Here is a 25,825-nt window from a genome sequence, read left to right as displayed (position 1 = left end):
GGGTTGCGGTGGCGATCAGCGTCGGGTCAGACATCCGTGCAACCGCCCACCTCGGTCCGATAATTCCCGGACACCGACCACCGGTGCACCATCCCGACCGACGATCATGGAGCAATGGCACCCGTCGACCCCTCCCACGACAGCCCCGGATCAGGTCTGGGTCGGCCGAACCTGACCCACGAGCAGGCGATCGAGCGCAGTGCCACGGTGACCGTCGAGTCCTACGACATCGATCTCGACCTGACCGAGCCCGACGCAGCGACCTTCCGAAGCGCCACCACGGTCGTCTTCACGGCCACTCCCGGGGCCTCGACGTTCATCGATCTCATCGCCCGCCGAGTCGTCTCCGCCGAGCTCGACGGCGTGGCGCTCGACGTCTGTGGCTACACAGCCGAATCCGGGCTCGTCGTGGCGGACCTGCGGGCGCACAATCGCCTGACCGTGGTGGCCGACTGCGAGTACTCGAGCACCGGCGAGGGACTGCATCGTTTCGTCGATCCGGTGGACGCACGGATCTATCTGCACACCCAGTTCGAGACGGCCGACGCCACACGCGTGTTCGCCTGCTTCGATCAGCCCGACCTGAAGGCGGCCGTATCGGTCTCGGTGAGTGCACCGCCGGACTGGTCGGTGGTCTCGAATGCGCGTCGTGATGACGCTCGCAGCGGTCCTGGCCGACACGTGTTCGCCACCACCGAACCCATCGCCACCTACCTCGTGGCGGTGGTCGCCGGACACTACGTCGGGTTCACCGACACCTATCGCGACGAGTTGGCCGAAGTGCCGCTCGGGCTGTATTGCCGCGCCTCCCTTGCCGATTCGTTGGACACCGAGCGCATCTTCGCCGAGACCCGGCAGGGTTTCGCGTTCTTTCACCGGCACTTCGGGGTGGCCTATCCGTTCGGCAAATATGACCAGTTGTTCGTTCCCGAGTGCAACGCCGGGGCCATGGAGAACGTCGCGGCGGTCACCGTCGACGACCGGTACGTGCTGACCTCCCGCGCGACGGCGGCGGTCGTCGAACGGCGGGCAGCCACCCTGCTCCACGAGTTGGCGCACATGTGGTTCGGCAATCTGGTCACCATGGCGTGGTGGGATGACCTGTGGCTCAACGAATCCTTCGCCACCTACGCAGCGGCATGGTGTCAGGCCGAGGCAACCGAATACGTCAACGCGTGGACCACCTTCGCCATCGACGAGAAGGTCTGGGCCTATCGACAGGATCAGCTGCCCACGACGCACCCGGTGGCCACCCGGATCAGCGACGTGGCGGTGGTGGACGCCCATTTCGACGGGATCACCTACGCCAAGGGCGCGGCGGTCATCCGTCAACTGGTCGCGCACGTGGGCGAGCGGCGGTTCCTTCGCGGCCTGCGAACCTATTTCGATCGCCACCGCTTCGGTTCCACCACCTTCGCCGATCTGCTCGCAGCCCTGCAGGAGACATCAGGTCGTGACCTCGACGACTGGGCGCAGCGCTGGTTGAGCACCACCGGAGTCGACGAGTTCCGACTCGAGACTCAATGCACAGCAGGCCGATTCACCTCGGTTGACATCGTCCGCACCCAAGGAGGTGAGCATCGGCGGCCGCATCGTCTCGCCGTCGGTGTCTACGATCACCCCGGTGGTGCCGGGTCCGAACAGGGGCGCCTGGTCCGCGTGGCGCGCACCGAGGTGGACGTACGTGGCGATCGCACCCCGGTGCCAGAACTGCACGGCGTGGCCGTCGGGGTGCTCAGCGTGCTCAACGACGACGACCTCAGCTACTGCCTCGTCGACCTCGGCGACGCAGTCGGTACCGCGATGCGTCGGGTGCGTGACATCACAGATCCGTTGACCCGCAGCGTCATCTGGACGTCGTGCTGGGAGATGACCCGGTCGGCTCGGGTCCGGGCCCGCGACTTCGTGGCGGCGGTGCTCGCCGCGGTGGGCACCGAGACCCAGATCCCGATCATCGCAGCGCTTCTCGGGCACGCCGCAGTGGCGCTCGATCGGTACTGCGATCGAGCGTGGGCCTGGACCGTCGGCTGGTCGCGGTGGTGTGACCAGCTCACCGATCTGGCGCGCTCGGCCGCACCCGGCTCCGACCATCAGCGTGCCTTCGTCACGGCTGTGCTCGCAGGCGTCCTCGACAGCTCCGCCGCTGCCCTGGCGCGGTCTCTGCTCGACGGCGCCGACCCTGCGCGGGTGGGATTGCCCGGCCTGGCCGTCGATCCCGATCTGCGCGGTGCGATCGTGGTGGCGTTGGCTGGATCTGGTCACCTCGCCGGCGAGCACACACCGGCTGTCGACATTGGTCCCGACTGCGCGCCGGACAACGCGATCATCGATCGCTACGCCGCCGACGACCCGACTGCAACCGGCGTCCGAATGGCGGCAGCAGCTCGCGCAGCGCTGCCTACGGCAGCAGCCAAGGCGTGGGCCTGGAATCAGATCGTGCACTGCGAGGACCGCTCCAGCGCCCTGATCCGCTCGATGGTCGACGGGTTCGTCCGTCCAGGCCAGGCGACGCTGCTGGCCCCGTACACGACGGACTATCTCGTGGCGATCCGATCGCTGCAAGAACGCCGGGGCACCGAGGTGGCACTGACCATCGCGGCCGGCCTGTTCCCGGTGTGGGCACAGGACGCCGCAGACCGCACCCGCATCGACGCCGCACTGTCCGGCGAGTTGTCCGACACGGTGCGTCGAACGGTCCTCGACGGCTGCGCCGAGCTGGATCGGGCGATGGCGGCGCGCGCGTTCGACCGCGACCCCGTCATCGGGCGATGACGCACTGAGCAGACGACATCGGCCGCACCTGTCACGGGTGCGGCCGATGGTTCGGGATCACGCCCGAGTGCGGTCTTCTGCTCAGGAACGTTCCACAGCGGTGGCCATCACTCGCAGGGCGGCGATCAGGCCGTCCACGAGGTCGCCGCCACGAAAACTCGCGATGGCGGCGGTGACGCCGAGTTGCGCGACGCGGTCGTTGACCCGCGAGGCCACCTGCGCACCCGACACGACGACGATGTCCTTGGTGTCGGGCGATACCGCGATCAGTGCCGCATGGGCCGGCTCGAGCACGCTGGGCAGGACTGCGGTCGCAGCGGCCAACGGGTCAGAACCGAGATCACCGATGTAGATGGAGAAGCGCACATGGGTCTTCTCGGTCGCGGCGATCAGCGCCTCGTCGAGTGCGACGAGTTCGTCGACGGCGAACGGCGGCGTCTCGGGCAGCGAGCCCGGCCAGCGGGCCGCAGACACTCGACCACTCGGTGTGACGACCGCGCCGACGGGCAGGTTGTCCAGATTGCCCGAGACCTGCTTGATCTCACCACTTGCCACTTGCCGAGCCTCCGATCAGATCGTCGTGGCCCGCGTGGTGCGCAGGCGGCGCGACCGGCGAGACCTCGGTTGCGCTGAGCAGCAGCGGCGGCCGCTTCCACTCCTGGTCCAGGGTGTAGTTCTCCGACTTCGCATGCTTCACACCGAAGGCGTATGCCATCGAGACGATGCAGGCCAGAACCGAAATTCCGCAGAGGACCACGATCGGGAACCCGATCCAGACGATCCAATCTTCCATACTCACGTCCCATACCCTTCAGCTGACTTCGAGATCTGCTGGGGGAAAATCTAACCGACGGGCACGCTCTGGGCGTAGTCGGGTACGACACAGCGTCGTTGCAGATCGATCGCGGCGACGCCTCGACACCGAGACGCCCAGTGCCGTGGTTCAGGCAGCACCGATGTCGATGTACTGAGTCCAGACCGGGTCGATCTCCTTGACCGTGGCCAGCAACCGCCAGTGTCGGCCCTTGGGCGGGGTCAGCGACGCCCGCAGCGTCCAACCGAGTTCCGACAGCAACCGGTCGGCCTTCTTGTGGTTGCAGGCCGCACACGAGGCCACGCAGTTCTCCCAGTTGTGCGCACCGCCGCGGCTACGTGGGATGACGTGATCGATGGTGTTGGCCTTGGCCCCGCAGTACCCGCACCGGAACTGGTCGCGATGCATCAGCGCCGCCCGCGTCATGGGGATCTTGGCCCGGTACGGCACCCGCACGTAGGTGCGCAGGCGGATCACCGACGGGATCGGCATCGACAGGTCGGCGGAGGTGATGGCCGGGCCCTCGGCGTCGGTGTGCACCACGTCGGCGCGTTCGCGCAGGACCAGCACCACCGCGCGACGGATGGATATCGCGGTGAGCGGTTCGTAGGTGGCGTTGAGGAGCAGAACCCGATGCTTTCCCCAGACCGCAGTGGTCGAGGCGCCGGCCGATGGTGCAGCGGTGCCCGGTGAACCCGACTCACCACCGAGCGACGCGCCCGACGCAGCCGAAACCGAAACCAGCGGGTTCACCCGCTCCGATCTCTTTCGCATCCGAGCCATCCGACCTCCGAGTGTGTCGTCGACTCCAGTTGACCACGGATCTGCCCTGATTGCACAGGATTAACCGGCCGCCGGTGGTGGCCATCAGGTGAATCGACGCCGTGCATCGGTGAACCCCCGGTGTCCGAACGCGGATCGACGTGACGATGAGGAACACTGGGGAGGTGACCGATGGTGCATCGACCTTCTACGACGCGGTGGGCGGCGCGGCCACCTTCGACGCGCTCACCGCACGGTTCTACGCCGAGGTGGCCGCCGACGACGTCCTGCGCCCGCTGTATCCCGAGGACGACCTCGAGGGGGCGCAACGGCGACTACGCATGTTCCTGGAGCAGTACTGGGGCGGACCACGGACCTACTCCGAGCAGCGTGGACATCCTCGGCTGCGGATGCGACACCAGCCGTTTCGGATCGGCCCCATCGAACGCGACGCGTGGCTGCGCTGTATGCACATCGCGATCGAGTCGATCGGCCCCGATCGACTCGACGACGAGCATCGCCGTGCGCTGATCGACTACATGGAGATGGCCGCGCAGTCCATGGTCAACGCCCCACTCTGACGAGGTGATCCCGACGCCGCACTGCGCCGACGAGGTCGGCATGTCGCGGTGGTGCACAATGATTCGGTGACCGACGCAGCCCGCGAGATCGAATCCGGATCAGCCGCCGACGAAACCACCGGACCCGAATCCTCTGATGCCCCAGCGGTCTCGGCGGTCGAGACGCCGTGGTGGAAGTCCGCGATCTTCTACCAGATCTACCCGAGGTCGTTCGCCGACAGCTCCGGCGACGGGGTGGGTGATCTACCTGGTGTGGTGGAGAAACTCGGTTACCTCGAGTTGTTGGGTGTCGACGCACTCTGGCTCAGTCCGGTGATGCGCTCACCGATGGCTGATCACGGTTACGACGTGTCCGATCCTCGCGACATCGATCCGCTGTTCGGGGGAATCGAGGCGATGGACACGCTGATCGAGGAGGCGCACGCACGCAGCATCCGCGTGACGATGGATCTGGTGCCCAATCACACCAGCGATCAGCACCGCTGGTTCGTCGAAGCCTTGGCCGCGGCACCGGGCAGCGCGGCGCGCGATCGCTACATCTTCCGCGACGGTCGCGGGGCCGACGGAGGCGAGCCACCCAACAACTGGCCGAGCATCTTCGGTGGCCCGGCCTGGACCCGGATCACCGAACCCGACGGCAGCCCCGGTCAGTGGTACATGCACATCTTCGCCCCCGAACAGCCAGACCTCAACTGGGAGAACGAGGAGATCTTCGCCGATCTCCAAGAGACACTGCGGTTCTGGCTCGACCGAGGGGTGGATGGCTTCCGCATCGACGTCGCGCACGGCATGGCCAAACCCGAAGGCCTGCCCGACATGGACGACGATCAGCGGACCGGTTTGCTGATCAACGACGACGACGATCCGCGCTTCAACAACCCTGGCGTGCACGCCATCCACCGACGTATCCGATCGGTGCTCGACGAGTATCCCGACGCGGTCACCGTCGGCGAGATCTGGGTGCGTGACAACGCACGCTTCGCCGAATACGTGCGGCCCGACGAGTTGCATCTGGGCTTCAACTTCCGACTCGCCGAAACCGACTTCGACGCCGACTCCATCCGGTCGGCGATCGAGAACTCCTTGGCCGCAGTCGAATCCGTGGGCGGCAACCCCACGTGGACGTTGTCCAACCACGACATCGAACGCGAGGTGACCCGCTACGGCAACGGCGATCAGTCGCGCGGTCTGGCACGCGCGCGGGCGATGATCCTGGTGGAGTTGGCGCTGCCGGGGACAGTGTTCCTCTACAACGGGAGCGAATTGGGCCTACCCAACGTCGACCTCCCCGACGAGGCACTCCAGGACCCGGTGTGGGAACGCTCCGGTCACACCGAACGTGGTCGCGACGGATGCCGGGTCCCGCTGCCGTGGGAGGGAACTGAGCCACCGTTCGGGTTCAGCACCGCCGCCGAGACCTGGCTGCCGATGCCGGCGCAGTGGTCGGAGTTGACCGCCGAACGCCAGCTCGAGGATGTCGACTCGACGCTCTCGCTATATCGCATGGCCATCGAACTGCGAAAGACCCGACCGGAATTCCGTGGGACCGACATCCAGTGGTACGGCGCGCCGGCCGGGTGTCTGGCGTTCCGCCGGGCACTGGGTCGACTGACCTGCGCGGTGAACACCACCGACGAGCCGGTCGGGCTGCCCGAGGGCGAGGTGCTGCTGGCCAGCGCGCCGCTGATCGACGGCATGCTCGCTGCCGACGCTGCCGCCTGGCTGGTCTGAGGACCTCAGGTGAACAACGGGATGGCCGCTGTGCGTCGCTGATACACCGATCCGTAGCGGGCGTCGAGGCGAGCCCACACGGTGGTGGCCCGCACCCGGACCGGCTCGTCGGCGGCGATGTCGGCCAGCGGCGAGGTCGCTGTCACCGCTCCCCCGGCGGCATCGACGACGAATCCCATCGCCGTGAGGGCGAACACCGAACGCAGGCTGATCTCCACCGGCCGATCGACGCCCGCGCCGGTCACCGACAACACCGTGTGGTCGAGCAATTCGGTCGGCGGGCCCAGCGGTCCGGCCTCGGTGCGCGCCAATGTCGCTCCACCCCTGGACAATTCGACTACGCTACGCGCCGGGACGTCGTCGATGTGGACGAATCCGCGTTCCGGCGGCAACGCCCCCTGCCACGCACTGTCGAGGGAGTATCCCGGATCGACCGTGAGATCTGCGGTGGACGGGCGCAGCTCCGTCTGCAAAGTGGCTGCGTCGAATACCACGTCGAGGGCCTCGATCTGCAGCGCGACCACCCGGGTGGCGAGCACGTCGAACGGGGTCTGAACCCACGCTCCGACCGACCCGTCGCCGCGACGCCGCAACCGTACCAGCGCCGTGTCATCCACCCGCAATGCATGAGACAGGAAGGCGTACAGGTCGTTTCGGTCCTCTGAACGCGCGAAGACGATCATCGCAGCATGCTGCGCAGTTGCCGAGCCGCCACCGACAAGGTGGCGATGTCGTGTCGTCCGGATTCGACGATCTCGGCGATGATCGTGCGTGCGCGGGCCAGTCGCGACGAGCTGTGCGTCTCCCATTCGGCGATCTTCTCCGCCGCCGACTCCCCTGGTTCGTCCACGTCCAACACCGCCAGGGTGACGCCCTGCAGCACGGCGAACAGGTCATCGCGTAACGCCAAGCGGGCCAACGATTGCCAGCGATCAGCCGAGTCGAGACCGGACACGGCCGAGAGCAGTCGTTCGATCCCCAGATGATCTAGCAGCGCGTAATACAGTTCGCCCACCTCGATCTCGGTTCGATCGGCGATCTCGGCCGCGTCGATGATGTCGAGCAGCCCGTATCGGTGCAGGCAAGCCGCGACCTCGTCGGCCAGGTCGTCGGGTACGCCCGCGGCCCGCCATCGATCGGCACGTTCCGACACCTCTGCGGTAGACGACTCCCGCAACCAGCCGGCCAGCTCGGGGTCCAACGCCGCCACCCGATGCTGGTAGCGGATGACCTCGGATGCCACCGGCAGCGGCTGCGGCCGCGTGAGCAGCAGACGGCGTGACGCCCGGAACACCAACCGTCGCGTGTATCCGATCATCTCGTCCTGCAACGGGATGGGCGCCCGCGCCTGCACGATCCGACGCCACAGCGCCGGTAGGCCGAATACCTCGGTCACCACCGCATATGCGCGCAGCGCATCCACCGAGCTGGATCCGGTGGCCTCGACCAGCTGGAACACGTGTGCGATGCCGGCCGTGTTGACCACGTCGTTGACCAGGGTCGTGGTCACGATCTCGCGACGCAACGGATGGGTGGCGAATGCTTGCGCGAATCGCTGGCGCAACGGTTGCGGGAAGTACTCGACGAGTCGCGGCGCGAACACCTCGTGATCGGGCAGGTCGGTGGCCAGCATCTCGCGCTTGAGTGCCAGCTTCACGTGCGCCATCAATGTGGCCAACTCAGGTGAGGTGAGCGGGTTACCGCGCGCACGCAACCCCTCGGGCAGCGGCAACGCCTCGAGTTCGAGATCCACCCCCTCCACCGACGCCAGGTGCTCGAGCAACCGAGCATGTACCTCCACCATCGAATCTGATTGCGCGCGTGCATATCCGAGCTCAAGATTCTGAGCCCGATTGTCGGCGAGGACGAGTCGGGCCACCTCGTCTGTCATCGAGTGCAGCAAAGCGTCGCGTTCACCCGCAGCCAACCGGCCGGCGTCCCGGTGGGTGTCGAGCAGGATCTTGATGTTCACCTCGTGATCGGAGCAGTCGACGCCGGCCGAGTTGTCCAGCGCATCGGTGTTGATGCGACCGCCCGACACCGCGAACTCGATCCGACCGTGCTCGGTCACACCCAGGTTTCCACCCTCGCCCACGATCCGGGCTCGCAGCTCGCGACCGTCCACCCGGATGGCGTCGTTGGCCTTGTCCCCCACCGCCGCATGACTTTCGGTGGATGCCTTGACATAGGTACCGATGCCGCCGTTCCACAGCAGATCCACCGGAGCCAGAAGTATGGCCCGGATCAACTCCGGTGGGCTGAGGGTGGTGGTGTGCGCGGGCAACCCCAGAGCCCGGATCATCTGCGGGGACACATCGATCGCCTTGGCCTCGCGCGAGAACACCCCGCCGCCGACGGAGATGAGGCTCGGATCGTAGTCGGCCCAGGAAGAACGAGGCAGGTCGAACAGGCGACGACGCTCGGCGAAAGCCTGGGCCGCAACGGGTTCAGGGTCGATGAAGATGTCTCGGTGATCGAAAGCGGCCACCAGCTCGAGGTGTTCGGACAGCAGCATCCCGTTGCCGAACACGTCGCCGCTCATGTCACCGATACCCACCGCGGTCACGGTGTCGGTGTCGACGTCGACCCCCATCTCGGCGAGGTGACGTCGCACCGATTCCCAGGCGCCCCGGGCGGTGATTCCCATCGCCTTGTGGTCGTACCCCACCGAGCCACCCGAGGCGAAGGCATCACCCAACCAGAATCCGTGGTCGGCGGCCACCGCGTTGGCGATGTCGGAAAAGCTCGCCGTCCCCTTGTCAGCGGCGACCACCAGGTACGGGTCATCGCCGTCGCGACGATGGACCCCGGCAGGTGGACGCACCGACTGCACCGGCTCGCCTGACTCTGCGGTCTGTGCGTCGGTCGAGGTGACCAGGTTGTCGGTGAGATCGAGCAGGGCAGAGACGAACTCGCGATAGCAGGCGACTCCTGAGGTCCCCGCGGCGTCACGATCGACGGTCGCATCACCGGTCGGCACCGGTGGGCGACGATCGACGAATCCACCCTTTGCGCCCACGGGGACGATGACCGCGTTCTTGACCGCCTGCGCCTTCACCAGGCCCAAGATCTCGGTCCGGAAGTCCTCAGGCCGGTCCGACCAGCGCAGTCCTCCGCGGGCCACCGCCCCAAAGCGCAGGTGGACGCCTTCCACCCGAGGCGACGTCACGAAGATCTCGTGCTCGGGCCGTGGCTGCGGGGTCTGCGGGATATCGCGTGGGGCCAGCTTGAACGACAGCGTCGACGGTGCCGCACCTGCTGCCGAATCTGGTTGCGAGGTGTAGAAGTTGGTCCGCACCGTGGCCGAGATGACATCGATGAACGCCGAGATCACCCGGTCGGAGTCGAGATTGAACACGCCCGAGGCCATCTCGGTCAGTCGGGCGAGTACCTGGGTGCGCGCGGCCTCATCGGCCCGTTGCGGGTGCAGAGACACTGTGAACAACTCGACCAGGGCGGCGGTGATGTCGGGACGTGACCCCAGCACGCTCACCATCCGCCGGGCACCGTAGCCGAAACCGCACTGCCGCAGGTACCGCGCGTACCCGCGCAACATGGCCACCCCACGGTGGTCGAGTCCGCAGCGCAACACCAACTCGTTGAACGGGTCCACGTCTGCCGCACCCGACCAGATGTCGGCGAACGCATCGGTGAACCGGCGCGACACGTCCTCGGCGTCGGGTGCCACGCTCACGCCTGCCGTCGGCCGCACACCGAGATCGTAGATCCAACAACGGATCCCGTCGGGCCGGACGATCGCGGTGGGGTATTGATCGATGACGTCGACGCCGAGGCTGCCCAGCACCGGCAGGATGTCGGTGAGGGTGGCGCAACGGCCACCCAGGAGTAGGCGCAGTTCCCACGCCCCGTCCTCGGCGCAGTCGAGGGACACGTGGAAACCCTCGGGCGACAGTCGCGCGATGACCTCCAGTTCGTCGAGGGCCGCCTGCGGATCACGTCGACTGCGATAGGACTCCGGCATCACCGCGGCCAACGCGACGACCGCATCGATGTCGAGTCCGGTTGGGATGCTGCGTTGTTCGGCCACTGCGGCCAGGTCTTCGTCCCAGCTGCGCGCCGCCGCAGCCAACTCCGACTGCACCGCCAGCCGCCGCGGGTCGGACAATGATGCGACGGCGATCTGTTCAGCAGTGCTGTGGTGCACCCGCATCAGCAGGTGCACCACTGCCATCGCCGAATCGCTGATACGAACCGCGTATTCGACGTCGTCGCCGTCGAAGGCGTCGATGAGTATGGCCTGCATGGTTTCTCGCAGCCGCGTGGTGTAGCGGTCACGGGGCAGGTAGACGTCGGCCACGAGTACCTCGGCAGCCGGGTCGGCACGTAGGTACAGCCGGACCGACCGGCCTGCCGTCGAGTCCAACACGTCGAGCAGGGCGGTTCGGAGGGGCTCCACCGGCGCGGAGATCAGTTCCGAGCGCGGATAGTTCTGCAGCAGCCCCAGCAGCTCTGATCCGGTGTAGGAGTCGTCGTCGGCACCGGCGAGCACCGCGTGCACCACATCGCGCAGCACCGGGATCTCCAGCGGCGATGCGGTCCGTCCGCGAACGGTCAACTCCCCCACCACCGCGATCACCGCGCCGGGGTCATCGGGATCGTTGACGCGCACCACCAACGGATACTCGGCGCGCGTCAACCCGGTCACCAGATGAGTGCGCGCGATGCAGACCGGTACCTCGCCCCGCGTACCCACGGCAACGGGCGGCAGCGGCATCTGCGCGTCTCGGAACACACCACGCGGCTCACTCCAGCCCGTACCGTCCCCACGCAGGCTTCCCATCACGAGGAGATGGTCGTCGAGCAGCCACTCGATCAGGTCGGCGTGTTCACCGGTGGTGTGCCCGGCGTCGACCTGTCGCACACGATGCGCCAGATCCGACAGCCGGCGACTGATCGCCTCGGCGTCGACCCGGGCGTGGCGCACCCGACCGAGCACCGTGCGTACCGCTGCGTCGAGTTGATCGACCGCCCCGGTCCCCGCCAGCTCCACCGAGATCCACGATTCACGGCGACCCTCCCGCTGACCGAGCGGGTGTACCCGCAGCAGTTCGCCGTCGGCCGACCGCTCCACCGAGAGGATCGGGTGATCGACCCGGGCGACCACGACACCTACCCGCTCGACCGCGCCCACGATCGCCTCGACCAACAGTGGTTGGTCGTCGAGGACCACTTGAACCGAGGTGCGACCGTCCACGACCGACACGTCGAGGAGCGGTTCGGATTCGGTGCGTACGCGCCCCAACCTCAGGTGGCGTTCGATCCGGTCCAATCGACGACCGTCGGCCTCGAGCGATCGAAGCGGGGCGCCGTCGGGCGCCGCGCTGGCGCCGTGGTCGGCGACGCCGAGCGGTGCGTAGTAGTGGTCAACGATGTCTGTGGCCGAGATCGACGCCGCCGTAGACACTCTGGCGTCAGTCCCGAGTGAGCTTGCGATGGGTGACCGAGTGCGGCCGCGCGGCGTCGGCGCCCAGCCGTTCGATCTTGTTGGCCTCGTAGGCCTCGAAGTTGCCCTCGAACCAGAACCATTGGCCCTCGGACACATTGCCCTCCCAGGCGAGGATGTGGGTGCAGGTCCGGTCCAGGAACCAGCGGTCGTGGGAGATGACCACCGCACAGCCGGGGAACGAGTCGAGCGCGTTCTCCAAGGACCCCAGGGTCTCCACGTCGAGGTCGTTGGTGGGCTCGTCGAGCAGGATCAGGTTGCCGCCCTCTTTGAGCGTCAGGGCCAGGTTGAGGCGGTTGCGCTCGCCACCGGAAAGCACCTCGGCCTTCTTCTGCTGATCGGGTCCCTTGAAACCGAAAGCGCTGACGTAGGCGCGCGAGGGCATCTCGTTCTGGCCGACCTCGATGTAGTCCAGGCCCTCGGACACGACCTCCCAGACGTTCTTCTTGGGGTCGATGTTGGCCCGACCCTGATCGACATAACTGAGCTTGACCGTCTCACCGATCTTGACGGTGCCCGAATCGGGCTCCTCGAGACCGACGATGGTCTTGAACAGGGTGGTCTTACCGACCCCGTTGGGGCCGATGACACCGACGATGCCGTTGCGCGGCAACGTGAACGACAGATCCTTGATCAACACGCGCCCGTCGAAGCCCTTGTCGAGGTTCTTCACCTCGACCACCACGTCGCCCAACCGCGGCGGGGTGGGGATCTGGATTTCCTCGAAGTCGAGCTTGCGCAACTTGGCCGCCTCGGTGGCCATCTCCTCGTAGCGGCTCAGACGGGCCTTGTTCTTGGTCTGACGTGCTTTGGCCCCTGAGCGCACCCATTCGAGCTCCTGCTTGAGGCGCTTCTGCAGCTTCTGGTCCTTCTTGCCCTGGACCTCCAGGCGCTCGGCCTTCTTCTCCAGGTACGTGGAGTAGTTGCCCTCGTAGGGGTGCAGCTTGCCGCGGTCGACCTCACAGATCCAGCCGGCGACGTGGTCGAGGAAGTACCGATCGTGGGTGACGGCGAGCACGGCGCCGGGGTAGCTCGCGAGGAATTGTTCGAGCCACAGCACACTCTCGGCGTCGAGGTGGTTGGTGGGCTCGTCGAGCAGCAGCAGGTCGGGTTTGCTGAGCAGCAGTTTGCACAGTGCCACCCGGCGCTTCTCGCCACCGGAGAGGTGGGTGACGGGTTCGTCGGCGGGCGGGCACCGCAGCGCGTCCATCGCCTGCTCCAGCTGAGAATCGAGGTCCCAGGCGTCGGCGTGATCGAGTGCCTCTTGAAGCTTGCCCATCTCCTCCATCAGTTCATCGGAGTAGTCGGTGGCCATCAGCTCGGCGATCTCGTTGAACCGGTCGAGATCACGCTTGACCTGTCCCATGCCCTCCTCGACGTTCTGGCGAACCGTCTTGTCCTCGTTGAGTTCGGGCTCCTGCATGAGGATGCCGACGGTGGCCTGTGGGTCCAGGAACGCCTCACCGTTGGACGGTTGGTCGATGCCAGCCATGATCTTGAGGATCGAGGACTTTCCGGCGCCGTTGGGTCCGACGACACCGATCTTCGCGCCCGGATAGAACGACATGGTCACGTCATCGAGGATCACCTTGTCCCCGTGTGCCTTTCGGACCTTCTTCATGGTGTAGATGAATTCCGGCACTGTTCGGTCCTCCTGCCGGGCAGATCAGTGGCCCGGTCGTTGCTCGATGCCGCGATGTCGCGACCTGTCTCCGGGGTTCAAGCCTACTGACCCCGAGGCCGCGGTCAGAACACCTCCTCGGGTCCACCGCGCGGCGATCACCCCGAGCCCGGGGGATCGGACGAGGTCGCAGCCGCAGCAGGGGCCACCTGTACCGGGGTGGATGCGGGCTCGCCCGCCGTGGTGCTCGGACCCGTCGGAGCCGGCGCATCGGAGCCTGAGGCAGCCACCACCGTCCACCCGGACGACGACTGCTCGAGCACCTCGACCCCACGCGAATCGGTGATGAACAAGCGATCGCCCGCCCATGCGATGGCCGCATCCGCCGGCACCGCGCGCGTGAACAGCGCTGTCGGTTGCAGCGCAGATCGGATGACGAGGGTGCCTGACAGCCCGGTCTGGGCCAGCTCGGCAATGAACCGACCCGACCCTGAGACCACCGTCGACACCGGGCTGGGCGAGCCGCCGGAGATCGGGTCGGTGTCAGGGGGCGATGCACTGGCCGGGGCGTCGCCGGAGGTCGAGCCGGGGATGGACGTCGTCGAGTCACCCGGTGGCGGCGTGCTGCTGCTCGGCGGGGTGGTGCTGCTTGAGGTGGTCGATGTGACGGCATCCGAGGGGGTGGTCGTCGGTGTGCTGCCGGTGGTGCTCGTGGGGGTGGTGGTCTCGGTCGACGGCCCCGGTGAACCGGTCGATGTCCCCGGTGAACCGGTCGATGTCCCCGGTGAACCGGTCGATGTCCCCGGTGAACCGGTCGACTCCACTGTCGGGGCTGCTTGCGCCAAACGCAGGGCAGCCGCCGAGGAGGTGACGGTGTAGCTCTGCGGGGGTGCCGCAGTGGTGGCGACGTTGCCCGTGATCGTGCAGATCCGCCGACCGGTCAGCGGCACCACCCACATCCCGGTGAACAGCACCCGGCCCGAGAGCATGCCGTCGGAGAGCCGCACGGTGCGTAGCCACACGTATTGCTCGCCCGTCCCGACGAGGCGGGTGACATCGGCTGCGGTCGGGGTGTAGCTCACGGTGGCACCCGCGGCCGCCGCTGGTAGGAGTTGATTGGTCTTGACCGGTCCGGTGGCGCCTGGCCCGGTGTAGAAGGTGAGCAGGTATGCGTAGCCGGGTCCCACTCCGGTCCATGACAGCACCGCATCACTCAGGGTGAGGACGCTGGTCGTCGAACACCGCAATCCGGCGGGCATGAACGCCGCGAACCCGTTGCTGGCGTGGGTGGATCGGGTGGTCGCGGTCACGGTGAGCGCGGCTCGCGCCGGTGCCGCCTGCACCGTCATCGCGGTCACCGCCACCAGTACCGTCACCGCCACTGCGGTCGATGTGGCGGCGGGAGTCGCCCGATGGCGGCCGACCGGGCGGGGGCCACCACGCTCCTCCTCGGGCGCTCGAGTACGCCCAAAGGCCCACGCGAGCAACGCGATTGCCACCAGCGCCCCGAGGACACGACCGGCCGGACTCGACACCCAGCTCAGGACGTAGCCGGCTCCCGGGATGACCAGGGACACCCGGTCTCCGGTGCCCACCACATAGGGCGCCGGGTCCGGGGCGGCGTTGGCGTCACCTTTGAGCACGACCGTTGCCGCGACCTGCGACCGGGCGGTCACCGCCACCACGCGGTGCATCACTCGCGGACCGTAGGGCGAGCGGACCGAGACGATGTCACCGACCTGCAGCTGCGGGCCGGAAACCTTCTGCGCCAGTGCGATCGACCCGGCCGGCGCGGTGGGGGTCATGGAGTCGGTGCGCACGATGAGGGTCGTCAGGCCGAACACCACGCCCGCGCCTGCCATCAGCAGACACAACAACCCCCCGACCGCAGCGAGGGTGAGCGCGATGTCGGCGGGGCGCGAGAGGCCAGACGTGCGCGGGGCACCGGACCGATCTGCCGGCCGCAGCGGTACGTCGTCGGGTCGACGCTCGGCGACGGCGGTCATCACGCGGCCTCGGTTCCGGTGAAGGTCATGTCGGCGAAGAAGCTCTTGCTCTGGTCGAGATCCCGCAGTCCGAGGTCAGCGCTGTAGACCACACAGAATGATTCACTCTGCCCGACCGCCAGCGGCCGGGCGGTGACGATCCAGGGGTAGTTCACCTGGGCGGCACCGGTGGGACCGATGCTCTGCAGCTGCGTACCCGTGCAGGTGCCGACCCCGTTGGCGTTGGTGGCGGTTCCCCCGGGGAACAGTGCGAACTTGGAGAAGTAGATCAGCCCGGCCGCCCCCGTGAGGTCGGCGGAGTCGAAGCGCAGCGTGGCGGTGTAGGTGAGGTTGAATGCCCCGGCGTTGGCGACGGTGAACACCGCTGCGCGGCTCTGGCCGGGTGCGATGTTGGTCAGCGTCAGCCCGGAGAAGGTGGCGGCGCGCTGTCCGTCGACGGTGAGGTCGACTGAGCCGATGGTGAAAGTGGCGCTGGCACTGGTGTCGTCGGACCAGTAGGCCAGGGTGCCCACGGATCCGACTCCGAGCATCAACCCGGCGGCGAACACTGCACGCAGCCGCACCCACGGGCGGTGGCGCCACGTCTTCATGTCTGCACTCCACCGAAGGTGAAGGTGGCGGTGTAGGTGGCACCGGAGGTGGCTGCGGCCGAGATCGTCGCGCGCAGACACACCAGGGTCGAAGCCCCTTTGGTGAGCGTCCGGGCGGGCGAGGCCGTGGTGAGCGCAGTGCCTGGCAGGGTGGCCGCCGACGACCCGTCACAGTCTGATGCGCCCTGGCCGGCCCCTCCGGACAACGCCGAGGCCGACAACGTCAGATTCGGCGATGATGCGGTGGCCGAGGTGAGTTTCCATGCCAGCCGGGCATCGCCCGCGTTGGCCAGGGTCAACGATCGTGTTCGGATGGCCCCTGGCCGCAGTTGGGATCCGCCGAGCGCGGCCAGATCGACCGTGTCGGATCCGTTGGCGGTGAGCCGCAGGATGCCCGAGGTGATGGTGGCCCCGGTGGTCGTCTGGGTACGTGACCACGACGCCATCGTCTCGCGGGTCGCCAGTGTTGCCAGCAGCATGACCACACCAGCGGTCGCGATCACCACCGCCCAAGCCCGTCGCGACATCCGAGGTAGGCGAGTTGTTGTCGTCATGGCCTCGAGACGGCGGCGGCAGATGCCTTGGCTCGTCGGTCGTCTCGTACGCCACTGATGATCATCGCGCCGGCGTAGGTGAACAGCGTCGCCACCACCAGCCCGATGACCACCGTGCGGACCGTTCCGGTCAGCATGGCGTTCACCCGCCCGAGGTAGGGCACCGAGTACCACACCACACCTCGGATCTGTTCGGGGAGAACCGGATCAGGATCAGGAGTGGGGTTGGCATCGCCTTTGGTGATGAATCGCAGCCGGCCGGCACCGTCTGCGTAGGTCGAGACGATCCGATGGGTGACCACGGCAGCACGTCCCGAGCGCAGTTGGTAGGTGACCACCTGTCCTGGTCGCAGCTTCGACGTCGCCGTAGGTCGCACGACGACCAACGAACCAGGGTCATAGGTGCCGGTCATCGAGCCCGTCGTGATGGTGTAGGGCGTGGCGCCGGCGACCCTGGGGATCACGACCCCGACGAGCAGGACACCGAACACGGCCACGATCACCACGACAACCGTTGCGTCGAAGGCGAATCTGCGCCATCTCCGTCGATCCCGAGCGGGGTCGGCCGAAGCGGGGAGCAGCGGCTCGGGTGCGGTGGGATCGAGCGAATCAGGTGTTGCCGTGTCCGCGTGGAGCGGGCTGATGGCCCAGGTGTGAGACCCGGACCTCTGGCTGGTCACCCGAGGTGAAGCCGGGGTGCGCACCCGATCACGCAGCAGATGAGCAGGATCCACCTCACCCTCGTCGCGGATACGGGGAAGGACCGCAGTCGCCTCGGGGTCGGTGGCGACCCCGACGCGATCGGCGCGGCGTCGACGGTCGGACACCGCCGGATCAGGCGCCCGGGTTGTCGATCTGGACCAGCGACACCTTCAGCCCGGTGAGATCGAGGGTGCTCTTCTGGCTGGTGTTGTCGACGACGGTCCCGAACGGGAAATCGATGGCCACCGAGACAGCGATCTGGTCGCCATTGTTGGCGCCGGTGATCGGGACGGCGGTGGTACCCACAGTGGTGGTGCCTCGGATGGTGGCGGTCACGGTGGTGGTCACCTTGCCCACGAGCGTTCCGGTGATCGATGTCGTGTCGGCGGTGAGGTTCGCCTGCAGGTTGTTGCCTGCGGCCTCGACGGTGTAGGTGGCGGTGTAGGTGAGCGTGTCCCCGGGCACGATCTTGAAGGTCGTCGTGTCGATGGTCGCCCCGGTGCCGTCTTTCCACGTACCGGCACCGGCGGGCTGCAGACTCAACGCGCCGGAGGTGATGTTCGCGCCGGACACAGTTTCCTGATCGCTCCAGTAGGCCAGTGAGCCGGCGCCACCCAGCAGGAGAGCCGACGCCGCCGCAGCGGCCGACACACCTTTGGTCTTCTTGTTCATCGATGGTCCTCGTCTGCGCCCCCGAAGCGGACGCGGTCAGTGCTGCGAAAGGGAGGCCGAATCGGGCAACGACCACCGAGGTGACCAGCACGAGTCCGACGTCCGCACTGTACGACTCATCCACTATTTTGAATCATCATTTCGTGAAACCGTATTGAAGTGACAATCACGTTTCTCAGATTCACGCTCGCAAACACCTACTCCTGGCCGACCATCGCCGCGCCACCGATCCCGGGCGTTCGAGCGCCGAGATATGATCGGCCGCGTCACGTGGCGCGTACGCCTCCGTAGCTCAGGTGGATAGAGCAAGGGCCTTCTAATCCCTAGGTCGCAGGTTCGAGTCCTGCCGGGGGCACCCGTCCGGCTGCTCGTTTTGCCCGTATCACGCGATCGCACAGTGGATCTGAACTACAGTCTCGCCATGCGGGCGCGCACAACGTGGCTGATCGGGTTCCGGCTGCTCGCCGGGCTGGCGGGTCCGGCCGCGGTCATCACCGAGGTGGTCGTGTTGGTGCACCGGGGCACCTTCGACGCCGGAAATTTCCTGAGCTACTTCACCATCCAGAGCAACATCCTGGGTGGCGCGACCCTGCTGATCACGGCGGCAGCGCCGTCGAACACCACGTGGCTGCCCCAGCTACGCGGTGCGGCGACCACGTATCTGGCCACCACCGGCATCGTGTTCGCCACCCTGCTCGCGGGTATCGAGAACGCGACCTTCACCACGGTGCCGTGGGACAACGTGATGCTGCACTACGTGATGCCGGTGGTGATGGTCGTCGACTGGTTACTCGACCCACCCGCCTCGCCACCTCGGCTGCCGAATGCACTGTGGTGGTTGGCCTATCCGCTGGCCTATGTCGCCTACAGCCTGATCCGTGGCCCGATCGTGGACTGGTATCCCTATCCATTCCTGAACCCGAGCAGCCACGGGTATCTGGGGGTGGCGATCGCGGGCACCGGTGTCGCAGCGATGATCCTCGCCCTCACGTGGCTGATCACGTGGCTGCCCAACCACCTTCCGGCGCGATCGGTCACACGGTGATTCATCACACGCGCAGCGTCACCGTGGTTGCCGACACCTGCAGTTGCACCGTCATCAGAGGTCCAGGCAGGACTGCGTTGGTTGAAATCGAGGTCGACGGTGCCCATCGGTCCGGTGATGAGGATGTTCGACGGCACGTCCCACACACCCTTGCGGCGCAGCTTGTCCCAGTTCGCATCGAATTCGACCGGCCGGGCCACCGAGTGCTGACCGGACGGCATCACGGTCGTCGCCGTCGGGAGAACGTCGGGAAACAGTGCGCTGGAATTCGGCAGCCCGTCGAGTACTCCACGTAGATCCGCACGCGTGAACGTGTCGATCCGTCGTATGCACTTTGTTGCACAGTGCGTGATTGCGTATTACCGTCATCACCATGGCCCTCGAGCACGCGATCTTGGTGTCGCTGGCCGAACGGCCCGGCACCGGCTACGAGATCGGTCGACAATTCGATCGGTCCATCGGCTACTTCTGGTCGGCCACCCACCAGCAGATCTATCGCACACTCAAGAAGCTGCATGACGACGGTCTCGTCGAGTTCGAGGCCATCACTCAGGATTCCCGCCCGGACAAGAAGGTCTACACCCTCTCCGAGCGCGGCCGAGACGCGTTGCGGGACTGGGTGTCACAGCCCGCACCCATCCCCCGGCTACGTGACGAACTGTCGGTGAAGCTGCGCGCCGCCCGCCACGGTGACCTCGGGGATCTGATCACCGAGATCCGTCGACACCGCGACCTGCACGCCGAACAGCTACGCCTCTACCGCAGCTTCGCCGAGCGCGACCACCCCGGCGGACCGCCTGATTCCGGTCGGCGATTGCACCAGTACCTGGTGCTGAGCGGGGGCATCCGCACCGAGCAGGCCTTCGTCGACTGGCTCGACGAGGTGACCGTCGCGTTGGAATCCGAACGTGACCAACAGTTCTCGACCACCCCCACCGAAAGGGCATCCTCATGACCGAACCGACCGGCCACCACCCGGAGTTGTTCGAACCGTTGCACCTGGGACCGATCACCCTGCGCAACCGCATCGTCATGGGCTCGATGCACACCGGACTCGAAGAGCGATTCTGGGATACCGGGCGTCTGGCCGCCTATTTCGCCATGCGTGCTCGCGGCGGCGCCGGGCTGATGATCACCGGCGGGATCGCGCCGTCGCGGACCGGGTTGCTGTTGCCGTTCGGCGCCAAGATGACCAATCGCCTCGACGCGTGGCGACACCGTCGCGTCACCCGCGCGGTACACGCCGAGGGCGGCCTGATCGCCATGCAGATCCTGCACGCCGGCCGCTACGGCTACACCCCGTTCAAGTTCAACGTCTCCTGGGACAAATCACCGATTCACCCGTTTCAGCCGATCAAGCTGAACGACTTCATGATTCGCCACATCGTGCGCAGCTATGGACGCAGCGCTGAACTGGCGCGCCGCGCCGGTTACGACGCGGTGGAGGTGATGGCCGGTGAGGGCTACCTGCTCAACACCTTCCTGTGTCCCCGCACCAACCAACGCACCGACCGGTGGGGCGGATCAACGGAGAACCGCCAGCGCATCGTCCTCGAGATCATCGACGCCATCCGCGCGGCGGTGGGGCCCGACTACCCGATCATCGTGCGCCAGTCGATTGCCGACCTGGTCAAGGGCGGTCAGACCTGGGATGAGATCGCAGGCCTCGCACGCGCTCTGCAGGCGCACGGGGTGACCGCGATCAACACCGACATCGGGTGGCATGAAGCCACCGTGCCCACCATCGCCACCTCGGTGCCGCGCGCTGCGTTCGTGAAGTTCACCGAGCGCCTGCGCGACGAGGTGGACATCCCACTGATCGCCTCCAACCGGATCAACGCTCCCGATGTCGCCGAGGAGATCTTGCGCCGCGGGCGGGTCGACGCCATCTCCATGGCCCGCCCGCTGCTGGCCGATCCCGAACTGCCCGTCAAAGCCCAGCACGGCCGCGCCGACGAGATCAACACCTGCATCGGGTGCAACCAGGCCTGCCTGGACCACGCATTCGTCGGCAAGAAGGTGTCGTGTCTGCTGAACCCGCGTGCAGGTCGTGAGACCACTCTGGTGTTGTCCCCCACCCGGATTGCCCGCCGGGTCGCGGTCATCGGGGCAGGTCCAGCCGGGCTCGCCGCGGCGGTGTCGGCCGCTGAACGCGGGCATCGGGTGGAGCTGTTCGAGGCAGGTGCCGCGATCGGCGGCCAGTTCGCGATCGCTGCCCGCATCCCCGGCAAAGAGGAGTTCGCCGAGACCATCCGCTACTTCACCCGGCAGCTCGAGGTCCGCGGCGTGACGGTCCACCTGTCCACCCGCGCCACCGCCGAGAACCTGATCGCCGCAGCATTCGACGAGGTCATCGTCGCCACCGGCGTCACCCCGCGTATCCCCGACATCCCCGGCATCGACCATCCTTCGGTGCTCACCTACGCCGATGCGGTGCTGGGCCATCGGGAGGTGGGCGCGCGGGTGGCGGTGATCGGCGCGGGTGGCATCGGATTCGACGTGACCGAGTTCCTGACCGTCGAGGACTCGCCCACTCTCGACCTCAAGGAGTGGGAGCAGGAGTGGGGGGTGTCCGAAGACCTCACCGTTCCCGGCTTCGTCACCACACCACGACCGGCACCGGCGGCCCGCACCGTCTACCTGGTGCAGCGCAAGGCCGGTGGCCAAGGACGCGGACTGGGAAAGACCACCGGCTGGATCCATCGTGCCGGGGTGAAGATGAAAGGTGTGGAACAGATCTCGGGAGCTCGCTACGACCGCATCGATGACGAAGGTCTGCACCTGAGCTTTCCTGACTCCGACACCCCGGCTCGAGTGCTGGCGGTCGACTCGGTGGTGGTGTGCGCCGGACAAGAGTCGGTGCGCGACCTCGTCGCGCCGCTGACCACCGCCGGCGTGCAGGTCACGGTTATCGGCGGCGCCGACGTGGCCTCCGAACTCGACGCCAAGCGGGCGATCCGCCAGGGCACCGAGGTGGCCGCCGGACTCTGACGCCGCGCGCACGGCACCAGCGGGAGGTGCCCGACCTGCGGGCACGGTCATCGACGCAGCGGCCGGGCCGATACGATCGGGCCCATGCCGGTACCACTTCCGACCCCGTCCGCTCGCGCTGTCGTCACCGGAGCCTCCTCAGGTATCGGCGAAGCCCTCGCCTGGGAACTGGCCCGACGCGGCCACTCCCTGATCCTGGTGGCGCGCCGCGGCGACATCCTCGAGGCGACCGCAGAGAAGCTGCGCGCCACGCATGGCATCACCGTCGAGGTGCGCGCCACCGACCTCTCCGACACCCGTGCGTTGGAGATGTTGTGTGCGCAACTAGCCGACCGCGAGGTGTCGATCCTGTGCAACAACGCCGGGATCGCCACCTTCGGTCCGCTGATCGATCTCGACCCCGAGTACGAGCGGGCTCAGCTGCGGCTCAACGCCACTGCGGTGCATGACCTCACCCTGGCCGTGCTGCCGGGCATGGTGTCACGTCGGGCCGGTGGCATCCTGATGGTCGGGTCGGCCGCGGGCAACATGCCCATCCCCAACAACGCAACCTATGCCGCATCGAAGGCGTTCGTCAACACGTTCAGCGAATCACTGCGTGGGGAAGTCGCCGCCCACGGCGTGCATGTGACGTTGCTGGCACCAGGGCCGGTGCGCACCGAGGAACCCTCCCCCGACGAGGCGAGCATCGTCGACAAGATGGTCCCTGGGTTCCTGTGGGATGACAGTGCCGGGGTCGCGCGTCTGAGCCTGGATGCGTTGGCGCGCAACAAGATGCGCGTTGTACCCGGCGTCCTGTCAAAGGCGATGTCGGTGGCCGGCGGGTACACCCCGCGCAAGATCGTCGCCCCGATCGTCGGCAGCTTCTACCGCAAACTCGGCGACTGATCACCGACTCGACGCGGTCACCAATGGTTGCGTGTGCCGCTCGGCGCGGTTGCTCAGCCGCGCGGTGAGTCGATCGGCCTGGAGCGCTCTGTCCACCGGGTGCCGTCATGCCATCGCGTCAGCCTGGGGTCATGCGGGTCGGGGTGCCAGCCCGGCAACACTGCGACACCGGGCCGGGGATGGCTCGAGGTGCTGCGGCCAGCCGCTTTGATCGCGACTACGACCACGCCTGCCACCACCGCGGCGAAGACCATCGCGCACAGGAACAGGAGGATGAGCGTCATCGCTTGCGTCGCCCCGCCCCGAACAGCGACCGCGTGATCTCCCGGCCCAGGGCGGTGCCGGCTGAGCGCAGAAAGCTCTTGACCGCAGGGTTGCCCAGTACCTCCTGAACCATCCCCGGCTCTTCCTTCTTCGGCTTGGGTGCCGGTGCAGGTGCCGGTGGAGCCGACGGCGGTGCGACCGGATCCGGTTCCGGGGCAAGCACTTTGGCGTTCAACTTCTCGTAGGCCGATTCGCGATCGATGGATTGGCCGTACTTCTGGTGCAGCGGGCTCGCGGTCGCCGCCGCAGTGATCGCCGGGTGGCCGATGGTGTCCATCAACGACCGCGGCGGACGAATGACCGTCCACGCCACCGGGGTCGGCGCACCCTTCTCCGAGAGCACGGTCACGATCGCCTCGCCGATGCCCAGCGAGGTGAGCGCCTTCTCCAGGTCATATGCGGTGGAGGTCGGATAGGTCTTGACCGTGCGCGACAACGCTTTCTGGTCATCGGGGGTGAACGCGCGCAACGCGTGCTGGATGCGCGCGCCCAGCTGCGAGAGGACCTCGTTGGGGATGTCGGTGGGCAGCTGCGAACAGAAGAACACCCCGACCCCCTTGGATCGGATGAGCTTGACCGTCTGCACCACCTGCTCGACGAACGCCTTCGACGAGTCGGTGAACAGCAGGTGCGCCTCGTCGAAGATGAAGACCAGCTTGGGCTTGTCGATGTCACCGGCCTCGGGCAGGAACTCGAACAGGTCGGCCAGGATCCACATGAGAAACGTGGAGAACAGCGCAGGACGTGCTGCCTGGGTGCCGAGTTCGAACAGGGTGATGATGCCCTTGCCATCGGCACCGAGCCGGATGAGGTCGCCCGGTTCGATCTCGGGCTCGCCGAAGAACGTGTCGCCGCCGTCGGCCTCGAGGTTGGTCAAGGCCCGCAGGATCACTCCGGCGGTGGCCGAGGAGACGCCGCCGATCGACTTCAGGTCTTCCTTGCCCTCATCGGAGGTGAGGTGGGTGATGACCGACCGCAGATCTTTCAAATCGAGCAGCGCCAGCCCGCGGGCGTCGGCCCAGTGGAAGATGAGCCCGAGGGTGGACTCCTGAGTGGGGTTGAGTCCCAACACCTTGCTCAACAAGATGGGTCCGAAGGAGGTGATGGTGGCCCGAATCGGTACGCCAATCCCCTCGGTCCCCAGCGAGACGAACTCACACGGGAACGCGCTCGGCTGCCATGCGTCGCCGATGTCGTTCGCACGCTTGGTGATCCGATCGTTCGCCGCACCGGGCGCACTCAGTCCGGACAGGTCGCTCTTGATGTCGGCCATCACCACCGGGACCCCCGCGGTGGACAGTTGCTCGGCGATCACCTGCAACGTCTTGGTTTTTCCTGTTCCGGTGGCACCAGCGACCAGGCCGTGACGATTCATCATCGCCAGCGGGATGCGGACCTGCGCGGTCGCGTCGATCACCCCGTCGACACTGACCGCGCCGAGTTCCAGGGCAGCACCGTCGAAGTTGTAGCCGGCGGCGATCTCCTGCGCCGGTCCGCTGGCGCTCGGGGTTGCCGGTGGTTGTGTGCTGCCCGCTTCGGTCACGTCTGTCGAACCTCTCCGTCGTCGGCGTCTGCCGCCGCGCGCCCCCACGACGCACGTCCGGCAACACAATATCTCCGATCGTCCTGTTGGCTAAGGTTGTCGGGTGCAGGACAAACTCGTATGGATCGACTGTGAGATGACCGGGCTGGACCTTCGGCGCGACAAGCTGATCGAGATCGCCGCGCTGGTCACCGACAGCGACCTGAACATCCTCGGCGACGGGGTGGACGTGGTCATCCACGCCGATGACGCCGACCTCGACGCCATGCCCGACGTGGTCAAGAAGATGCACGCGGCGTCTGGTCTGACCGACGAGGTGCGCGCGTCCACCGTCACCGTGCCCGAGGCGGAGAAGATGGTCCTGGACTACGTGCGCACGCACGTCACCTCCTCTGGCGCAGCGCCGCTGGCGGGCAACTCGATCGCCACCGACCGCGGGTTCATCGCCCGCGACATGACCGCATTGGACAGCTACCTGCACTACCGGATGATCGACGTCAGCTCGATCAAGGAGTTGTCTCGACGCTGGTATCCGCGGATCTACTTCGGTCAGCCCGAAAAGGGCCTCGCCCATCGCGCGCTGGCCGACATCCGCGAATCGATCCGCGAGTTGCGGTACTACCGGGCCACCGCCTTCGTCGCCCCACCCGGCCCGGACACCGCCACCATCGAGAAGGTGGTCACCGACTTGGGCCAGGCCTGACACCTCGACTGGGCGCAAAACCCCGTCGAGTGGGCGGAAGTACGGTGTCGACTGGGCGCAAA

Annotated in this window: 21 protein-coding genes and 1 tRNA gene; 9 read left to right on the top strand and 13 right to left on the bottom strand. The window is 66.9% G+C overall.

The annotated features are described in order from the left end of the window. Positions 1-114 precede the first annotated feature (114 nt). Positions 115-2,772 carry an aminopeptidase N gene (gene pepN / locus KIK15_RS16135; RefSeq protein WP_250324835.1) on the top strand — a complete coding sequence of 886 codons (2,658 nt, stop codon included), beginning with the start codon at positions 115-117 and terminating at the stop codon, positions 2,770-2,772. Between the two features lie 81 nt (positions 2,773-2,853). Here pepN and KIK15_RS16130 read toward each other — a convergent pair whose 3' ends face one another. The 3 genes from KIK15_RS16130 to KIK15_RS16120 all read right to left on the bottom strand — a co-directional run bounded on the left by KIK15_RS16130 (position 2,854) and on the right by KIK15_RS16120 (position 4,369). Continuing rightward, positions 2,854-3,327 carry a DUF5130 family protein gene (locus tag KIK15_RS16130; protein ID WP_214245752.1) on the bottom strand — a complete coding sequence of 158 codons (474 nt, stop codon included), beginning with the start codon at positions 3,325-3,327 and terminating at the stop codon, positions 2,854-2,856. Then, positions 3,314-3,565, bottom strand: coding sequence for a hypothetical protein (locus tag KIK15_RS16125; RefSeq protein WP_214245857.1), 252 nt, complete (start codon positions 3,563-3,565; stop codon positions 3,314-3,316). The genes KIK15_RS16130 and KIK15_RS16125 overlap by 14 nt, the downstream gene beginning before the upstream one ends. A 150-nt stretch (positions 3,566-3,715) precedes the next feature. Next, complete coding sequence (locus KIK15_RS16120; RefSeq protein WP_250324834.1) at positions 3,716-4,369, bottom strand: HNH endonuclease; 654 nt, start codon at positions 4,367-4,369, stop codon at positions 3,716-3,718. A 164-nt stretch (positions 4,370-4,533) separates the two neighbouring features. On the opposite strand from KIK15_RS16120, the gene KIK15_RS16115 reads away from it, so the two are divergent. Next, positions 4,534-4,929, top strand: a complete 396-nt coding sequence (locus KIK15_RS16115) for a globin (RefSeq protein ID WP_307851936.1) — start codon at positions 4,534-4,536, stop codon at positions 4,927-4,929. Positions 4,930-5,016: 87 nt separating this feature from the next. Beyond that, complete coding sequence (locus tag KIK15_RS16110; RefSeq protein WP_307851944.1) at positions 5,017-6,660, top strand: glycoside hydrolase family 13 protein; 1,644 nt, start codon at positions 5,017-5,019, stop codon at positions 6,658-6,660. 5 nt (positions 6,661-6,665) lie between these two features. Here KIK15_RS16110 and KIK15_RS16105 read toward each other — a convergent pair whose 3' ends face one another. The 8 genes from KIK15_RS16105 to KIK15_RS16070 all read right to left on the bottom strand — a co-directional run bounded on the left by KIK15_RS16105 (position 6,666) and on the right by KIK15_RS16070 (position 18,269). Then, positions 6,666-7,343, bottom strand: a complete 678-nt coding sequence (locus KIK15_RS16105; protein WP_214245749.1) for a hypothetical protein — start codon at positions 7,341-7,343, stop codon at positions 6,666-6,668. Then, positions 7,340-12,085 carry an NAD-glutamate dehydrogenase gene (locus KIK15_RS16100; RefSeq protein WP_214245748.1) on the bottom strand — a complete coding sequence of 1,582 codons (4,746 nt, stop codon included), beginning with the start codon at positions 12,083-12,085 and terminating at the stop codon, positions 7,340-7,342. The genes KIK15_RS16105 and KIK15_RS16100 overlap by 4 nt, the downstream gene beginning before the upstream one ends. A gap of 7 nt (positions 12,086-12,092) precedes the next feature. Then, positions 12,093-13,766 (bottom strand): energy-dependent translational throttle protein EttA, encoded by a 1,674-nt coding sequence (ettA, locus tag KIK15_RS16095; RefSeq protein ID WP_214245747.1) that lies wholly within the window; start codon positions 13,764-13,766, stop codon positions 12,093-12,095. 137 nt (positions 13,767-13,903) lie between these two features. Next, entirely contained in the window at positions 13,904-15,751 is a 1,848-nt protein-coding gene (locus KIK15_RS16090) for a signal peptidase I (RefSeq protein WP_214245746.1), read from the bottom strand. After that, positions 15,751-16,341 (bottom strand): TasA family protein, encoded by a 591-nt coding sequence (locus KIK15_RS16085; RefSeq protein ID WP_214245745.1) that lies wholly within the window; start codon positions 16,339-16,341, stop codon positions 15,751-15,753. The genes KIK15_RS16090 and KIK15_RS16085 overlap by 1 nt, the downstream gene beginning before the upstream one ends. Then, positions 16,338-16,868 carry a hypothetical protein gene (locus KIK15_RS16080; RefSeq protein ID WP_214245744.1) on the bottom strand — a complete coding sequence of 177 codons (531 nt, stop codon included), beginning with the start codon at positions 16,866-16,868 and terminating at the stop codon, positions 16,338-16,340. Before KIK15_RS16080 ends, KIK15_RS16085 begins: the two co-directional genes overlap by 4 nt. A 23-nt stretch (positions 16,869-16,891) precedes the next feature. Continuing rightward, positions 16,892-17,722, bottom strand: a complete 831-nt coding sequence (locus KIK15_RS18480; protein ID WP_214245743.1) for a signal peptidase I — start codon at positions 17,720-17,722, stop codon at positions 16,892-16,894. Between the two features lie 7 nt (positions 17,723-17,729). Beyond that, positions 17,730-18,269 (bottom strand): alternate-type signal peptide domain-containing protein, encoded by a 540-nt coding sequence (locus KIK15_RS16070; RefSeq protein WP_214245742.1) that lies wholly within the window; start codon positions 18,267-18,269, stop codon positions 17,730-17,732. A 281-nt stretch (positions 18,270-18,550) separates the two neighbouring features. Between KIK15_RS16070 and KIK15_RS16065 the strand changes: the two genes are divergently transcribed. The 5 genes from KIK15_RS16065 (at position 18,551) to cmrA (ending at position 23,193) form a co-directional block, all read left to right on the top strand. Next, positions 18,551-18,624, top strand: a tRNA-Arg gene (locus tag KIK15_RS16065). 66 nt (positions 18,625-18,690) lie between these two features. Then, a complete protein-coding gene (locus KIK15_RS16060; RefSeq protein ID WP_214245741.1) occupies positions 18,691-19,314 on the top strand; it encodes a Pr6Pr family membrane protein in 624 nt (207 codons plus the stop codon). 373 nt (positions 19,315-19,687) lie between these two features. Beyond that, positions 19,688-20,269: a PadR family transcriptional regulator gene (locus KIK15_RS16055; protein WP_214245740.1), complete on the top strand. Its 582-nt coding sequence runs from the start codon at positions 19,688-19,690 to the stop codon at positions 20,267-20,269. Next, on the top strand, positions 20,266-22,305 hold the full coding sequence (locus tag KIK15_RS16050; RefSeq protein ID WP_214245739.1) for an FAD-dependent oxidoreductase: 2,040 nt from the start codon (positions 20,266-20,268) through the stop codon (positions 22,303-22,305). Before KIK15_RS16055 ends, KIK15_RS16050 begins: the two co-directional genes overlap by 4 nt. Positions 22,306-22,389: 84 nt before the next feature. Continuing rightward, on the top strand, positions 22,390-23,193 hold the full coding sequence (gene cmrA / locus KIK15_RS16045; protein ID WP_214245738.1) for a mycolate reductase: 804 nt from the start codon (positions 22,390-22,392) through the stop codon (positions 23,191-23,193). 53 nt (positions 23,194-23,246) lie between these two features. On the opposite strand, the gene KIK15_RS16040 is transcribed toward cmrA, so the two are convergent. Next, positions 23,247-23,477 carry a DUF2510 domain-containing protein gene (locus tag KIK15_RS16040; protein ID WP_214245737.1) on the bottom strand — a complete coding sequence of 77 codons (231 nt, stop codon included), beginning with the start codon at positions 23,475-23,477 and terminating at the stop codon, positions 23,247-23,249. Then, the gene (locus tag KIK15_RS16035) at positions 23,474-25,060 is read right to left on the bottom strand and encodes a helicase HerA-like domain-containing protein (RefSeq protein ID WP_214245736.1); all 1,587 of its coding nucleotides are present in this window, start codon (positions 25,058-25,060) and stop codon (positions 23,474-23,476) included. The genes KIK15_RS16040 and KIK15_RS16035 overlap by 4 nt, the downstream gene beginning before the upstream one ends. Positions 25,061-25,163: 103 nt before the next feature. On the opposite strand from KIK15_RS16035, the gene orn reads away from it, so the two are divergent. Beyond that, positions 25,164-25,763: an oligoribonuclease gene (gene orn / locus KIK15_RS16030; protein WP_214245735.1), complete on the top strand. Its 600-nt coding sequence runs from the start codon at positions 25,164-25,166 to the stop codon at positions 25,761-25,763. Positions 25,764-25,825 lie beyond the last annotated feature (62 nt).

The sequence above is a fragment of the Williamsia sp. CHRR-6 genome, assembly GCF_018474015.1.
In the GTDB taxonomy this organism is placed as follows: domain Bacteria; phylum Actinomycetota; class Actinomycetes; order Mycobacteriales; family Mycobacteriaceae; genus Williamsia_A.
This window is presented reverse-complemented; position numbering and strand designations above follow the sequence as displayed.

Bases quoted from the DNA above. Each gene is read 5' to 3' on its own strand.
- pepN (WP_250324835.1), top strand. From the start codon at position 115: ATGGCACCCGTCGACCCCTCCCACGACAGCCCCGGATCAGGTCTGGGT.
- KIK15_RS16125 (WP_214245857.1), bottom strand. From the start codon at position 3,565: ATGGAAGATTGGATCGTCTGGATCGGGTTCCCGATCGTGGTCCTCTGC.
- KIK15_RS16120 (WP_250324834.1), bottom strand. From the start codon at position 4,369: ATGGCTCGGATGCGAAAGAGATCGGAGCGGGTGAACCCGCTGGTTTCG.
- KIK15_RS16105 (WP_214245749.1), bottom strand. From the start codon at position 7,343: ATGATCGTCTTCGCGCGTTCAGAGGACCGAAACGACCTGTACGCCTTC.
- KIK15_RS16090 (WP_214245746.1), bottom strand. From the start codon at position 15,751: ATGACCGCCGTCGCCGAGCGTCGACCCGACGACGTACCGCTGCGGCCG.
- KIK15_RS16085 (WP_214245745.1), bottom strand. From the start codon at position 16,341: ATGAAGACGTGGCGCCACCGCCCGTGGGTGCGGCTGCGTGCAGTGTTC.
- KIK15_RS16080 (WP_214245744.1), bottom strand. From the start codon at position 16,868: ATGTCGCGACGGGCTTGGGCGGTGGTGATCGCGACCGCTGGTGTGGTC.
- KIK15_RS16070 (WP_214245742.1), bottom strand. From the start codon at position 18,269: ATGAACAAGAAGACCAAAGGTGTGTCGGCCGCTGCGGCGGCGTCGGCT.
- KIK15_RS16060 (WP_214245741.1), top strand. From the start codon at position 18,691: ATGCGGGCGCGCACAACGTGGCTGATCGGGTTCCGGCTGCTCGCCGGG.
- KIK15_RS16055 (WP_214245740.1), top strand. From the start codon at position 19,688: ATGGCCCTCGAGCACGCGATCTTGGTGTCGCTGGCCGAACGGCCCGGC.
- KIK15_RS16050 (WP_214245739.1), top strand. From the start codon at position 20,266: ATGACCGAACCGACCGGCCACCACCCGGAGTTGTTCGAACCGTTGCAC.
- cmrA (WP_214245738.1), top strand. From the start codon at position 22,390: ATGCCGGTACCACTTCCGACCCCGTCCGCTCGCGCTGTCGTCACCGGA.
- KIK15_RS16040 (WP_214245737.1), bottom strand. From the start codon at position 23,477: ATGACGCTCATCCTCCTGTTCCTGTGCGCGATGGTCTTCGCCGCGGTG.